Consider the following 13,970-nt stretch of genomic DNA (forward strand, 5'->3'; position numbering starts at 1 on the left):
CACTAGATCGCCTGCCATGCCCGGAGAAGCGCAGGCAGCACGCGTGGTGCGGTGCGTCACCACGACACTGTCACTCCACGACGTGGCGGCCCTCCGGCCGCGCGCTGCACGAGGCGCGGAACGCGCAGTGTGTGCAGTGCTGTCCGGTGGTCGGCGCGAAGCGCTCGTCGAGGACCTTCCCGGCCGCGGTGGCCAGCAGCTCGCCGATCCACTCCCCCGCCAGCGGCTCCTGGGCCTGCACCTTGGGCAGGGTGTCGCCGCCGTCCTTCCGGGCGGCGCCCTGCCGCAGCTGGACGAGTTCGGCACCGCCCGGCTCGGGACGCAGGCCGCCGAACGCCTCGTCGACGGCGCCCTCGCGCACGGCGAGCTGGTAGACGGCGAGCTGCGGATGGCGGGCCACCTCGGCGGCGCTGGGCGCCTGCTTGCCGGTCTTGAAGTCGACCACATAGGCGCGGCCCTCGCCGTCCGCCTCGACACGGTCCATAGAGCCGCGGATGCGCACCTCGTAGTCGCCCTCTTCGAGCGTGATGTCGAAGTCGTGCTCGCTCGCCACCGGTGTGCGCCCGGTGCGGTCCATGACGTGCCACTGAAGGAAGCGTTCGAGTGCCACGCGCGCGTTGTCCTTCTCCTGCGCGGACTTCCACGGCGCGTCGAAGGCGAGCGCGTTCCACACCGAGTCGAGCCGCTCCATGAGGACGGCGAGGTCGGCGGGGGTGTGTCCGGAGGCCACCTCGTCGGCGAGGACGTGCACCACGTTGCCGAAGCCCTGGGCGGTGGTCGCGGGTGCGTCGGCCTTCACCTCGCGTCCCAAGAACCACTGAAGGGCGCAGGTGTTGGCGAGCTGGTCGAGGGCGCTGCCGGACAGCACGACGGGCTGGTCGCGGTCGCGCAGCGGCACCTTGCTCTGTGTCGGGTCCCACATGCCCCACCAGCGGTAGGGGTGCGCGGACGGCACCAAGGGCCGGCCGTCCTCGTCGGCGAGCGCGGCGAGCCGGGCGAGCCTGCGGGCTGCGGCCTCCCTGAGGGTGTCGGACGCGCGCGGGTCGACGGTCGTGGCACGCAGTTCGGCGACGAGCGCGGCGACGGACAGGGGGCGGCGCGGGCGCCCGGTGACGTTCTTGGGTTCGACTCCGAGTTCGGCGAGGAAACGGGAGGGCTGATCGCCGTCGTCGGCGGGCGCCTTGACGGCGGTGACGACGAGGCGTTCACGCGCGCGTGTGCAGGCGACGTAGAACAGGCGCCGTTCCTCGGCCAGCAGCGCGCCGGGGGTGAGGGGTTCGGCGAGTCCGTCACGGCCGATGCGGTCGGCCTCCAGCAGGGAGCCGCGGCGGCGCAGGTCGGGCCACAGCCCCTCCTGGACGCCCGCGACGACGACCAGGCGCCACTGCAGGCCCTTGGAGCGGTGCGCGGTCATCAGGCGTACGGCGTCGGGGCGCACGGCGCGCCGGGTGAGCGTGTCGGCGGCGATGTCCTGGGCCTCGATCTCCTCCAGGAAGTTAAGGGCGCCGCGGCCGCCGGTGCGTTCCTCGGCACGTGCGGCGGTCGCGAACAGGGCGCACACGGCGTCGAGATCGCGGTCGGCGTTGCGGCCGGCCGCGCCTCCGCGCCGCGAGGCGCTCTCCAGTCGCCTGGGCCAGGGCGTGCCGTCCCACAGCTCCCACAGGGCCTCCTCGGCCGTGCCGCCGCCCGCGAGCCGCTCCCGTGCCTTCCTGAGGAGCGCGCCGAGGCGCTGGGCTCCGCGCGCGTACGCCGGATCGTGCGCCACCAGCCGCTCGGGCTCGGCCAGTGCCCGCGTGAGCAGCGCGTCGGAAGGTGGGGGCGCGGGGTTGCCCGCGGCCCGCTCCTCGTCACGCAGCGCGCGGCCCAGGCGGCGCAGGTCGGCGGCGTCCATACCGGCCAGCGGGGATGCGAGGAGAGTGAGCGCGGTCTCGGTGTCGAGCCAGGGCTCGGGCTGCGCCTCTTCCTGTCCGGCTCCCCCCGGCCCGGTCTCCTCGGGGTGCGCGCCGGCGGCCTCCGCCCGCGCCACTGCGCGCAGTGCCGTCAGCAGCGGGGTCACGGACGGTTCGTGGCGCAGCGCCAGGTCGTCGCCGTCGATGTCCAAGGGAACCCCGGCGGCCGTCAGGGCGCGGCGGACCATCGGGATCGTGCGGGTTCCGGCGCGGACCAGGACGGCCATCTCGCCCCACGCCACGCCGTCCTCCAGGTGGGCCCGGCGCAGGATGTCGGCGATGTTGTCCAGTTCCGTACCGGGCGTGGGGCAGGTGAGGACCTCTACACGGCCACCATCGCGTACCGCGCCGAGCTCACGGTGAGCGCGCACCTTCTCCGCCGGAAGGCGGGTCAGGGGCATGCGCCGGGTCAGCAGCCGGGTCGCAGCCAGGAGGGCCGCTCCGGAGCGGCGGGACGTCCTGAGGACCTCCACTGGTGCCGGTGCACCGTCCCTGCGCGGGAAGGCCTGCGGGAAGTCCAGGATGCCACCCACGTCGGCGCCGCGGAACGCGTAGATCGACTGGTCGGGGTCCCCGAAGGCCACCAGGGTCCGGCCGCCGCCCGCGAGCGCCTTGAGGAGGCGTACCTGCGCGGCGTCGGTGTCCTGGTATTCGTCGACGTAGACCGCGTCGTACCGGGCGGCCAGCCGCTCTGCGACCGACGGGCGGCGGGCCAGCAGCACCGCCCGGTGGACCAGCTCCGCGTAGTCGATCACTCCCTGGAGGTCCAGGACGTCCAGGTACTCCGCGAGGAAGGCGGAGGCGGCCTCCCAGTCGGGGCGGCCGATGCGCCCGGCGAAGCGGCGCAGGGCGGCCGGGCCGAGCCCCAGTTCGCGGGTGCGGGCCAGCACGGCACGAACCTCGTCGGCGAAGCCTCGTGTGGTCAGGCAGGCGCGCAGCTCGTCGGGCCAGCGCACGTGCGCGAGGCCGAGGCGCTCCAGATCGGGCTGGCCGGCGAGCAGCTCCCGCACGGTCACGTCCTGCTCGGGTCCCGACAGCAGCCGCAGGGGCTCGACGAAGAGCTCGCTGTCCTGATGGGCGCGGACCAGGGCGTAGCAGAAGGAGTGGAACGTGGTGGCCTGCGGGGCGTGCGCGGCCCCTGTGCGCAGCGACATCCGGTCGCGCAGGTCGACGGCGGCCCTGCGGCTGAACGTCAGGACGAGGATGCGTTCCGGGTCGCCGCCGCGGGCGATCCGGGCGGCCACGGACTCGACGAGTGTGGTCGTCTTGCCGGTGCCCGGGCCTGCGAGAACGAGCAACGGACCGGCCTCGTGGTCAACCACCGCGTGCTGTGCTGCGTCCAGCAGAGGGGGATCCACCCGGACGGGCGGGGTACGCACCAGTCGGTAAGCGCCACGGCTCCCCTGCCGCACCCCGGGGTGCGGCAGGCGCCTGGTGGAGGAAGAGGAGCTCACGTGGTTCGCCGGTCCTGGTTGTCGTGCTCGGGTTTGTCACTGCCGGCGCGGAGCGCCGTCCCTGAGGTGTGGTGGTCGGGCGACGGGCGGAGGGGCTGCCGCGCGTGCCGGGCGGTGGCTGCGGGATGAGGGTCACGCGCCTCGTCGACGCTACGCCCGTGCGCACCGCGGAAGCAGGGCTTCCCCTTGGTCCGGTGCACCCGTCGGGTCACTTGCGTCCCTCGCGACACGAACGTGAGCCATGGCACGGACGTCCCCCGCTCACCCCGTACGGGCCACAGGCTCCCTCCGGTCCCGCCCGACGTCGGAAGCCGTCAGGTGTGACCTTGCCCGCGTTCGTCGCCGTCCCACCGCGCCCGTCTCACGTCGACCCGCGGCAGATGGCCCTCGGTGGCGCGGCCCGCCTCGCGCAGCGGAGTCCCCTCCTCGCGGTAGTGACCCAGCGCCTCCAATTCGTGGCCGGGCAGCAGTACGCCGTCCGCACGGATGACGCGCCACCACGGGACCGCGCCTCCGTAGAGGGCCATCACGCGGCCCACCTGACGCGGTCCGCCCTCCTCCAGCCACTCGGCCACGTCCCCGTACGTCATCACGCGTCCTGGCGGAATGCGATCCGCCACGTCAAGGACCCGTTCCGCGTATTCCGGCAGGGCGTCCGGCAGGCTCTCCTCGCTCATCCGCACCATCCTGCCCCACGCGACCGACAATGTGACATGGGAGCCTCCGGGCGTATCCCTCGCCCTGACGCGGCGCTTCAGGCAGACTGTGCGCCCCCGCATTTGCACCCTGATGCCCCCGTGTGTCGGGATGCCATGCCACCATCATGCGGGCGGTAACTGGTGATACGAGATCAAGAAGAGACGATGAAACAGCAGGGTGTGCACCCCGACGGCGCGGAGGGCACCTCTGAGGCTTCGTCGCGCCCGGACCCCGCCCCAGCGGGCCAGGACAGCAGCGAAGGCGCCGACGACAAGAAAGCGCACAGCGGTGAAAGCGCACACAAGAAGGCGCGCGACGCGGAAGGCCCGCGTGAAGGGCCCCCGCAGGCCTCGAAGGCCGGGCCGGAGTCCCGGCCGGACGAGGACCGCACCGATGCCCACAACGACGAGGTCGAGGGCGACGAACCGCTGCTTCCCGCGCGCGTGCACCGGCCCTCCGATCTCATGCGCCTGCTGGTGGGCGTCCTCGCGATCGCGGTGCTGCTCGCGATCGCCGCGTTCGCACACGGCACCACGTCGGGGCTCGAACAGGACATCAACAAGGGCACCGGGCAGGCACCCGATCTCCTGATCAAGATCGCGGGTCTGGCATCCAGCATCGCGATCCTGCTGGTGCCGGTCGCCTTCGCGATCGAACGTCTGATCAAGCGGGACGGGCTGCGCATCGCCGACGGTGTCCTCGCCGCGGTCCTCGCCCACGGTGTGACGCTCGCCACGGACCTGTGGGTCGCCAGGGCGGCCCAGCCCTCCATCCAGGACGCGCTCACCCAGCCCTCCCCCGGGGACATCCACGCCCTGACCGACCCGGTGCACGGCTACCTCGCACCGGTCATCGCCTATATGACGGCCGTGGGCATGTCACGCAGACCGCGCTGGCGTGCCGTGCTGTGGGTGGTGCTGCTGCTCGACGCCTTCTCGATGCTGGTCACGGGCTACACCACACCGTTCTCGATCGTCCTGACGGTGCTGATCGGCTGGAGCGTGGCGGCCGGGACGCTGTACGCGGTCGGCTCGCCGAACGTACGGCCCACCGGGCGGACCCTGATGGCGGGCCTGCGCACCGTGGGTTTCCGGCCGGTGACCGCGGCGCGCGAGGACACGCATGACACGGCGGACAACGGCGATCGCGGCCGGCGCTACTTCGTCACCCTGGAGCACGGCCCGACCCTGGACGTCACGGTCGTCGACCGCGAGCAGCAGGCCCAGGCCTTCTTCTACCGCGTATGGCGGCAGCTGACGCTCCGCGGCATCACCACCCGCCGCAGCCTGCAGTCGCTGCGCCAGGCCCTGGAGCAGGAGGCGCTGCTCGCGTACGCGGCCATCTCGGCCGGGGCGAACGCCCCCAAGCTCATCGCGACCTCCGAGCTCGGCCCGGACGCCGTGATGCTCGTCTACGAGCACACCAACGGCCGCACCCTGGACCAGCTGGCCGACGAGGAGATCACCGACGAGCTGCTGCGCGACACCTGGCACCAGGTGCGCGCCCTCCAGTCACGGCGCATCGCGCACCGCCGGCTGGCAGATGACGCCATCGTCGTGGATCAATCCGGTGCGGTGATCCTGACGGACCTGCGCAACGGCGAGATCGCCGCCGGTGACCTGGTGCTGCGCATGGACATCGCGCAGCTGCTGACCACGATCGGGCTGCGGGTGGGTGCCGAGCGCGCGGTGGCGTCCGCGGTCGGGGTGCTCGGCCCGGACGCGGTGGCCGACTGTCTGCCCATGCTGCAGCCCATCGCTCTGACGCGCTCCACACGCGCGATGCTCAGGAAACTGGCCCGCGAACAGGCCCATCGTGAGCGGGAGGCGGTCCTGGAGGCGTCCCGGCAGGCCAAGGCGGCCCGCCTGGAGGAAGGCCAGGAGGGCGCGGGGGTCGTCCTAGACAAGCCCGGCAAGAAGTCCGTCCGTGCCGTGCAACGGGCCGAGAAGCGGGCGCTCGGCGAGGCACTCGAGGAAGCACGTGACGAGGATCTGCTCACCCAGATCCGCCACCAGGTGCTGCGGATCCGCCCGCAGGCGCCGGTCGAGCCGGCCCGCCTGGAGCGGGTGCGGCCCCGCACGCTGATCAGCTTCATCGCGGGTGCCATCGGTGCGTACTTCCTGCTCACGCAGCTCACGCACATCGAGTTCGGCACGCTCTTCGCCAACGCCGAATGGGGCTGGGTGGCGGCGGCCGTGCTCTTCTCCGCGCTGAGCTACGTCGCGGCCGCGATGGCGCTGCTGGGCTTCGTACCCGAGCGTGTGCCGTTCTGGCGGACCGTGTCGGCGCAGGTCGCCGGGTCGTTCGTGAAGATCGTGGCGCCCCCGGCGGTCGGCGGTGTCGCGCTCAACACGCGCTTCCTGCAACGCGCCGGGGTACGGCCGGGTCTCGCGGTCGCCAGCGTCGGCGCATCGCAGCTGTTCGGGCTCGGCTGCCACGTGCTGATGCTGCTCTCGTTCGGCTATCTCACGGGCACCGAGAAGACGCCGTCCCTGTCCCCCTCCCGTACGGTCATCGCGGGTCTGCTGACGGTCGCGGTGCTCGTCCTGGTGGTGACGTCGGTGCCGTTCCTGCGGAAGTTCGTCGTCACGCGGGTGAGGTCGCTGTTCGCGGGCGTGGTGCCCCGCATGCTGGACGTACTGCAGCGACCGCAGAAGCTGATCACCGGTATCGGCGGCATGCTGCTGCTGACCGCGTCCTTCGTGATGTGCCTGGACGCATCGATCCGGGCGTTCGGTCACGAGGAGCCGACCACCTTGACCCTGGCCAGCGTCGCTGTGGTCTTTCTCGCGGGCAACGCTCTCGGATCGGCCGCACCGACCCCGGGCGGCGTGGGCGCGGTCGAGGCGACCCTGACCGTCGGCCTCATCGCCGTGGGCCTCCCCAAGGAGGTGGCTGCGCCGGCGGTGCTGCTGTACCGGCTGCTGACGCTGTGGCTGCCGGTACTGCCGGGGTGGCTCTTCTTCAACCACCTGACGCGCAAGGGGTCGCTCTAGGACCGGGCACGCCACGGCGGCCCACGGGTGCGTGCAGCCCGCCGTCCGCAAAGCGACACGCGGTACCCGGCACCCGAACTCACCCGCACGGCCCGCATTCTGAGCGCTTCGTGCCGGGCGCCCCCACGATGGGATCATGTCGAACCCTCACAGGATCCGCGCCATTTCACTGGCCGCCACCGCCGTCCTCGCGTCCCCCCTGCTGACGGGGTGGACCACCGGCCCCGCAGGCAGGGCTCTGTCGGACCCGACCGCGAACGGGGCCAGTCAGAAACTGAACTGGAAGGACTGCCCCACGCCGTCCGCGGCGGAGGGCGGGGGCAGCGCCCCCGCGCCCCTGCCCGACGGCAGCCGGTGGCAATGCGCCACCATGAAAGCGCCCCTGAACTGGGACGACCCCAACAGCGGCACCATCGACATAGCACTGATCCGGGTGAAGGCCAGCGGCCCCCCGAGCAAGCGCATCGGCTCCCTCGTCTTCAACTTCGGCGGCCCGGGCGGCTCCGGCGTCAGCACGCTGCCCGCGTTCGCACAGGACTACGCGGCCCTGCGCACCCGTTACGACCTGGTGAGCTTCGACCCACGCGGGGTCGGCCGCAGCTCGCCCGTGATCTGTAAGAACGACCAGCAACTGGACGCTTTCTTCCAGCAGGACGCGACGCCCGACACTGCGGCCGAGCTGACGACGTACCTCAGCAACACCAAGCAGTTCAACAGTGCCTGCGCGGTGAACTCCGGCAAGGTGCTGCCGTATGTGCGCACCACCGACACCGCCCGGGACATGGACCTGATGCGCAAGGTGCTCGGCGACGCCAGACTGCACTACTTCGGCATCTCGTACGGCACCGAACTCGGCGGTGTCTACGCGCACCTGTTTCCCAAGAACGTCGGGCGGGCCGTGCTCGACGCGGTCGTCGACCCGACGCAGAACGCGAAACAGAGCGCGCTCGGACAGGCCAAGGGCTTCCAGCTCGCGTTCGACAACTACGTCCGGAACTGCACCGCGCAGAGCACGGGATGCCCGATCGGCAAGACGCCGCAGGACGTCAGGAACCGCATCGCCGCACTGGTGAAGAGCCTCGACAGCAAGCCCATCCCCGGTATCGCCCCCCGGCTGCTCACCGAGACCGCCGCAATCAACGGCATCGCGGAGGCCCTGTACTCCAAGGACTTCTGGCCGTACCTCACCGAGGGCCTCCAGCAGGCTTACTCCGGCGACGGCAAGGTGCTGATGCTGCTGTCGGACGCGATGAACGGGCGCAGCGACAACGGCCAGTACAGCAACCTGATCCCGGCGAACGTCGCCATCAACTGCGCGGACCAGAAGGCTCGGTACACCACCGCGGACGTGAAGGCGAACCTGGCGCAGTTCAGGGCCGCCTCCCCGCTGTTCGGCGAGTTCCTGGCCTGGGGCATGATCAGCTGCACCAATTGGCCGGTCGCAGGAGGCGCCGACCATCCGACCGTCAGCGCCCCTGGTGCCGCGCCGATCCTTGTCATCGGCAACACCGGCGATCCGGCCACCCCGTACGAGGGTGCCGGGAGGATGGCGCAGGCGCTGGGCAAAGGGGTCGGCGTCCAGCTGACCTACAGGGGCCAGGGGCACGGCTCGTACGACAGCGGCAGCAAGTGCGTGCAGAACGCCGTGAACAACTATCTGCTGAACGGCACGGTTCCGGCAGCCGGCACCGTCTGCCTCTGATCCCGCCGCTCCCGGTGGCGACCAGTTTCTCGACCGGCGCACAATTTGGGAAAAGCGCAGGTCAGTGAGTTATCCACAGGCGGGCTTGGCCTCGGCCCGGTCCGCCTACTATGGCCTGACTGCTCCTCGCGGCTCCGTGCGGGGAGCTCGTCAGGGGGTGCAGATGTCACGTTTCGTATGGTGGACGGCCGCGGTCACCGCGGCGGCGCTGATGACCGGCTGCGGCGGCGGTTCGTCCGGCGGAGGCGACGACGACGCGAAGGGCAGGTCCGATGCGTCTTCGGCGTCCGCTTCCGCGACCTCTTCCGGGCTGCCCTCCTCCCTCACCTCCCAGAAGCTCGACTGGAGCCGCTGCAAGGGCGCCTCGGCGCCGGCCGGCAACTGGCAGTGCGCGACGCTGAAGGTGCCGCTGGACTGGTCGAAGCCCAGCGGTGAGACGATCGGCCTTGGACTGATCCGCTCCAAAGCCACCGGAGGAAGCCGCATAGGCTCGCTCCTGTTCAACTTCGGCGGCCCCGGAGGATCCGGCGTCTCCATACTGCCGTCGTACGCGAACGTGGTCTCCAAGCTTCACGAGCGCTACGACCTGGTGAGCTGGGATCCGCGCGGGGTCGGTGCGAGCGGGGGGATCCGCTGCCGCAGCGACAAGGCGATCCAGGCCGCCGAGACCGTCGACGCGACTCCGGACGACGCCACCGAGGAGAAGGCATACCTCCGCGACGCCGCCGACTTCGGCAAGGGTTGCGCCAAGGCCGCCGGAAAGCTGCTCTCCCATGTGTCGACGACCGACACGGCACGCGACATGGACCTGATCCGCCAGGTCCTCGGGGACCGCACGATGCACTACTTCGGTATCTCCTACGGCACCGAACTGGGCGGTGTGTACGCCCACCTGTTCCCGAAGAACGTCGGACGGGCCGTGCTCGACGCGGTCGTCGACCCGACGGCCGACAGCGCGGGCCACGCGAAGAACCAGGCGCGTGGCTTCCAGCGGGCGCTGGACGACTACCTCAAGTCGACGGGCCAGGACCCGAAGCAGGGCACCCGGGAGATCGCCGACCTGCTGAAGCGGATCGACGCCAAGCCGCTGCCGACATCGTCCGGCCGCAAGCTCACTCAGACCCTGGCCCTCACCGGCATCGTCCTGCCGCTCTACAGCAAGGAGAGCTGGCCCGCACTCACCATCGCACTCCAGTCGGCCGAGTCGGGCGACGGCTCCGAGTTGCTGAGGCTCGCCGACTCCTACAACGAGCGGGACGCCTCGGGGCGCTACGGCACGACGACGCACTCCCAGCGGGTCATATCGTGCCTGGACGACAAGCAGCGGCCGACGGCGCAACAGATGAAGAAGCAGCTGCCGGAGTTCGAGAAGATCTCCCCCGTGTTCGGCGACTTCCTGGGCTGGGACACGGCCGGCTGGTGTCATGACTGGCCGGTGCCGGGGCAGTTCGACCATCCCGAGGTCAGTGCGCCGGGGGCGGCACCCGTCCTGGTGGTGGGCAACACCGGCGACCCGGCGACGCCGTACGAGGGCGCCCGGAAGATGGCCGACGGGCTCGGCGAGGGCGTCGGTGTCCTGCTCACCTGGAAGGGTGAGGGGCACGGGGCGTACGGGAGCGGGAGCGACTGCGTCGACTCGGCGGTCAACGCCTACCTGCTGAACGGGACGGTCCCGAAGGACGGCAAGGTCTGCTCATGACGACGGCGGGGGCCTGGAGCACCACGGGGCCAAGGGCCCCCGGGCGGTCCGCCGGTACCGGCGTCATCGGCCGAGCCGACCAGGGCTGATCGTCGGGTGGTCGCTGTCCACGGCCGCCCATGAGCCCTCGAGTCCGGACCACGGCCGGGGATCAATCAGGTTGCGGCCGGTCGGGTGGGCCCGGCGAGGATACGTCCATGGACAGTGCGACAGACGATTGCGAACCAGGCCATAGCGGGCGAGTTATTGCTCATGGATCCGCGTGTACGCGCCTCGCGTGAACGGGCCGGGAAGCTCCTCGACCCGGAATGCGTCGAGGTCGGCGGGTCGGGGCGACCGACCACGACAGAGGCCCACGGCATCCGAACTGGTCAGAGCCGTGGGCCTGTTCTGTCTGGCTGGTGAGCCGGGTGGCCGATCAGTACACCGGCTTGTCGGGCTCGATCTGGTTGACCCAGCCGATCACACCGCCGCCGACGTGGACCGCGTCCGCGAAGCCCGCCGACTTCAGCACGGCGAGGACTTCCGCACTGCGGACGCCCGTCTTGCAGTGCAGGACGATCTTCTTGTCCTGCGGGAGGCTCTCCAGGGCGGTGCCCAAGAGGAACTCGTTCTTCGGGATCAGCCGGGCGCCCGGGATGGAGACGATCTCGTACTCGTTCGGCTCGCGGACGTCGATGATGTCGATGTTCTCGCCGTCGTCGATCCACTCCTTGAGCTGCTTCGGAGTGATCGTCGAGTCGGCGGCCGCCGCCTGGGCCTCCTCGGAGACGACGCCGCAGAAGGCCTCGTAGTCGATGAGCTCGGTGACGGTGGGGTTCTCGCCGCAGACCGCGCAGTTCGGGTCCTTGCGGACCTTGACCTGGCGGTACTGCATCTCCAGGGCGTCGTAGATCATCAGTCGGCCGACGAGCGGCTCACCCGTGCCGGTGAGGACCTTGATCGCCTCGGTCACCTGGATGGAGCCGATGGACGCGCACAGCACGCCGAGGACGCCGCCCTCGGCGCAGGACGGGACCATGCCCGGCGGCGGGGGCTCCGGGTACAGGCAGCGGTAGCAGGGGCCGTGCTCGGACCAGAAGACGGAGGCCTGGCCGTCGAAGCGGTAGATCGAACCCCACACGTACGGCTTGTTCAGCAGCACGCACGCGTCGTTGACCAGGTAGCGGGTGGCGAAGTTGTCCGTGCCGTCGACGATCAGGTCGTACTGACTGAAGATGTCCATCACGTTGTCGGCCTCGAGCCGCTCCTCGTGAAGGATCACGGTCACGTAGGGGTTGATGCCCTTGACCGTGTCACGCGCGGACTCGGCCTTCGAGCGCCCGATGTCGGCCTGGCTGTGGATGATCTGCCGCTGCAGGTTCGACTCGTCGACCTCGTCGAACTCCACGATCCCGAGCGTTCCCACGCCCGCCGCGGCCAGGTACATCAACGCCGGCGAGCCCAGACCACCCGCGCCCACACAGAGCACCTTCGCGTTCTTCAGCCGCTTCTGCCCGTCCATCCCGACATCGGGGATGATCAGGTGGCGGGAGTACCTGCGGACCTCGTCTACGGTGAGCTCGGCAGCCGGCTCGACCAGGGGTGGCAGCGACACGGGGACTCCGTTGGTCGGTCAATCACTACGGTTGTTCACCCGTAACACTGCCACGCCCTTCTTCATTCCGAGACACCCGTTCCGATGCGCGAGACGATGTCGTCCCAGTAGCCGGGCAAGGACTCCCAGGGGTCGGTTCGGCCGCCCCGGCCCGAGCGGTCTGTGAACCAGATCGTCGCGGCCCCCTGCCAGCGCGCGATGCGAAACGCCTCCTCGAGGTGACGGCGGGGCACGCCGTGCACGAAGTGGCAGAACCGCTCGGGCGGATAGTCGGCGGTCCACTCGGCCACCTGCGACCAGCGGTACTCGCTCCAGGGGCCGGAGAAGGTGACCAACTGATCGGCGTTCTCTGCGTATCCGGGATACGGGTGGGTGCCGTGCCCGAGCACGATGTGGCCCGGTGCGAGGAGCGCGCGCAGGGTGGTGATCGTTCGGCGGACCTCGGGGAGCACCGCGCGTTCGGTCGGGCAGCGGTCCAGGAAGAAGCCGTCGACCCGGTACCAGTCGAGATAGCGGCGTGCGTCGGAGATCAACTCTTCGAAGGGACGCGCGCCATAGGTGACATCGAGGTGACCGAGTACACGGACGCCCACGTTGGTCAGCCGTCCCGCTGCCTCCAGGCAGTGCGGGTCGGGCCGGATCCCTGGGCCTCCGCTCACGTTGAGGACCGCCCAGTGCACCGGGGCGCCCGGGCGTGTGAGCTCCCCCCACTCCAGAGGGGCGACGAGAGGGTGCGCATAGCCGGGAATGCCGAGCCCCACGCTCAGGCCGGTACTCGTGGTGCCCGCTGTGGCGCTGGTCAGATGCGGCATGCCGCCTCCATCCAGATGTCGGCGAGGGACTCCTCGAGGTTGATCCGGGGCCGCCAGCCGAGCCGGTCGCGGGCCGTGCGCACGTCGGCCTGCTGCCAGCTGCCGCAGCCGTCCGGATAGGGGTAGGCGACCGGAGCGGCATGCTCCGGGTCGTTGCGCGGGTGGCCGATGGGCGATCGCATCGGGCCGGGAGGTCCGTCGAGCTCGTGCAGGTTGCCGCCGTAGCCGGCCACACGGGCGAGGACGGCGACCGCGTCACGGAGCCGTACCGCGCGGCCGGAGCCGATGTTGATCACGCCTTGTGCCGCGGAGAGGGACGCCGCATGGACGGCTCGGGCGACATCACGGACGTCGACGAAGTCACGCTGGACACCGAGACCACCGAGCTTCAGTTCGCCGTCGCCGGACTGCATGGCCCTGCGCAGCGCTTCGGCGAGGCGGCCGAGCGGGGATCCGGCGGGGGTGCCGGGCCCCGCGGGCGAGAAGACGCGGAGCACGACGGCGTCGAGGCCCGAGCCGAGGACCAGTTCGGTCGCGGCGAGCTTGCTGACGCCGTACGGGCCGCCGGGGCGCGGGACGGCGTCCTCGGCCGTGGAGGAACCGGGCTGGCTGGGTCCGTACTCGGCACCGCAGCCGATCTGCACCAGTCGGGCCCCGCAGCCGCTGCGGCGCAGGGCCTCGCAGACGGTGGCGACGGCGACGGTGTTGTGCCGGGTCAGTTCGCGGGCGCCGCCCCGGATGGTGCCCGCGCAGTTGATGACGACCCCGGGGTGCACGGCGTCCAGGAAGCGGGTGAGCGCCCCTGGGCTGCCGGACGCGAGGTCGAACCGTACGTCGGCGTCGTCGCCGCGGCCGAGCGCGGTGAGCTGCACGGCCGGGTCGGCGAGCAGCCGGTCGGCGACGAAGCGGCCGAGATATCCGTTGGCTCCGATCAGCAGGACCCTCATCGGGCGGCTCCCGGGGCGGATTCTCCGGTTCGGGAGGTGATCATCTGGCGTTCTCCTTCGGGGTGGTGCCGTGGGATGAGAGGTCCCGCGGTGTCGGCCCCGCGGGAACGGGGAG

Annotated in this window: 8 protein-coding genes; 3 read left to right on the forward strand and 5 right to left on the reverse strand. The window is 71.0% G+C overall.

Translation table 11 applies throughout. From position 1 onward, the window contains the following. Positions 1-70: 70 nt before the first annotated feature. Together VXC91_RS24500 and VXC91_RS24505 are read right to left on the reverse strand one after the other, a co-directional pair. Positions 71-3,403, reverse strand: coding sequence for an ATP-dependent helicase (locus VXC91_RS24500; protein WP_329509485.1), 3,333 nt, complete (start codon positions 3,401-3,403; stop codon positions 71-73). Positions 3,404-3,717: 314 nt separating this feature from the next. Next, on the reverse strand, positions 3,718-4,080 hold the full coding sequence (locus VXC91_RS24505) for an MGMT family protein (protein WP_329509486.1): 363 nt from the start codon (positions 4,078-4,080) through the stop codon (positions 3,718-3,720). 186 nt (positions 4,081-4,266) lie between these two features. On the opposite strand from VXC91_RS24505, the gene VXC91_RS24510 reads away from it, so the two are divergent. From VXC91_RS24510 to VXC91_RS24520, 3 genes are all read left to right on the forward strand, one after another. Next, the gene (locus VXC91_RS24510) at positions 4,267-7,098 is read left to right on the forward strand and encodes a lysylphosphatidylglycerol synthase domain-containing protein (RefSeq protein ID WP_329509487.1); all 2,832 of its coding nucleotides are present in this window, start codon (positions 4,267-4,269) and stop codon (positions 7,096-7,098) included. A gap of 136 nt (positions 7,099-7,234) precedes the next feature. Continuing rightward, on the forward strand, positions 7,235-8,800 hold the full coding sequence (locus VXC91_RS24515; RefSeq protein ID WP_329509488.1) for an alpha/beta hydrolase: 1,566 nt from the start codon (positions 7,235-7,237) through the stop codon (positions 8,798-8,800). Between the two features lie 163 nt (positions 8,801-8,963). Then, the gene (locus tag VXC91_RS24520; protein WP_329509489.1) at positions 8,964-10,499 is read left to right on the forward strand and encodes an alpha/beta hydrolase; all 1,536 of its coding nucleotides are present in this window, start codon (positions 8,964-8,966) and stop codon (positions 10,497-10,499) included. 418 nt (positions 10,500-10,917) lie between these two features. Here VXC91_RS24520 and moeZ read toward each other — a convergent pair whose 3' ends face one another. From moeZ to VXC91_RS24535, 3 genes are all read right to left on the reverse strand, one after another. After that, on the reverse strand, positions 10,918-12,096 hold the full coding sequence (gene moeZ, locus VXC91_RS24525) for an adenylyltransferase/sulfurtransferase MoeZ (RefSeq protein WP_329509490.1): 1,179 nt from the start codon (positions 12,094-12,096) through the stop codon (positions 10,918-10,920). 62 nt (positions 12,097-12,158) lie between these two features. Beyond that, positions 12,159-12,908, reverse strand: a complete 750-nt coding sequence (locus VXC91_RS24530; RefSeq protein ID WP_329509491.1) for a spherulation-specific family 4 protein — start codon at positions 12,906-12,908, stop codon at positions 12,159-12,161. Continuing rightward, positions 12,896-13,855 carry an NAD-dependent epimerase/dehydratase family protein gene (locus VXC91_RS24535; protein WP_329509492.1) on the reverse strand — a complete coding sequence of 320 codons (960 nt, stop codon included), beginning with the start codon at positions 13,853-13,855 and terminating at the stop codon, positions 12,896-12,898. The genes VXC91_RS24530 and VXC91_RS24535 overlap by 13 nt, the downstream gene beginning before the upstream one ends. Between the last annotated feature and the right edge of the window lie 115 nt (positions 13,856-13,970).

The organism is Streptomyces chiangmaiensis, assembly GCF_036281785.1.
In the GTDB taxonomy this organism is placed as follows: Bacteria; Actinomycetota; Actinomycetes; order Streptomycetales; family Streptomycetaceae; genus Streptomyces; species Streptomyces chiangmaiensis.

What these genes read in the sequence shown, in the direction of transcription:
- VXC91_RS24505 (WP_329509486.1), bottom strand. Translation starts at nt 4,080, where the DNA reads ATGAGCGAGGAGAGCCTGCCGGACGCCCTGCCGGAATACGCGGAACGG.
- VXC91_RS24510 (WP_329509487.1), top strand. Translation starts at nt 4,267, where the DNA reads ATGAAACAGCAGGGTGTGCACCCCGACGGCGCGGAGGGCACCTCTGAG.
- VXC91_RS24515 (WP_329509488.1), top strand. Translation starts at nt 7,235, where the DNA reads ATGTCGAACCCTCACAGGATCCGCGCCATTTCACTGGCCGCCACCGCC.
- VXC91_RS24520 (WP_329509489.1), top strand. Translation starts at nt 8,964, where the DNA reads ATGTCACGTTTCGTATGGTGGACGGCCGCGGTCACCGCGGCGGCGCTG.
- VXC91_RS24530 (WP_329509491.1), bottom strand. Translation starts at nt 12,908, where the DNA reads ATGCCGCATCTGACCAGCGCCACAGCGGGCACCACGAGTACCGGCCTG.
- VXC91_RS24535 (WP_329509492.1), bottom strand. Translation starts at nt 13,855, where the DNA reads ATGAGGGTCCTGCTGATCGGAGCCAACGGATATCTCGGCCGCTTCGTC.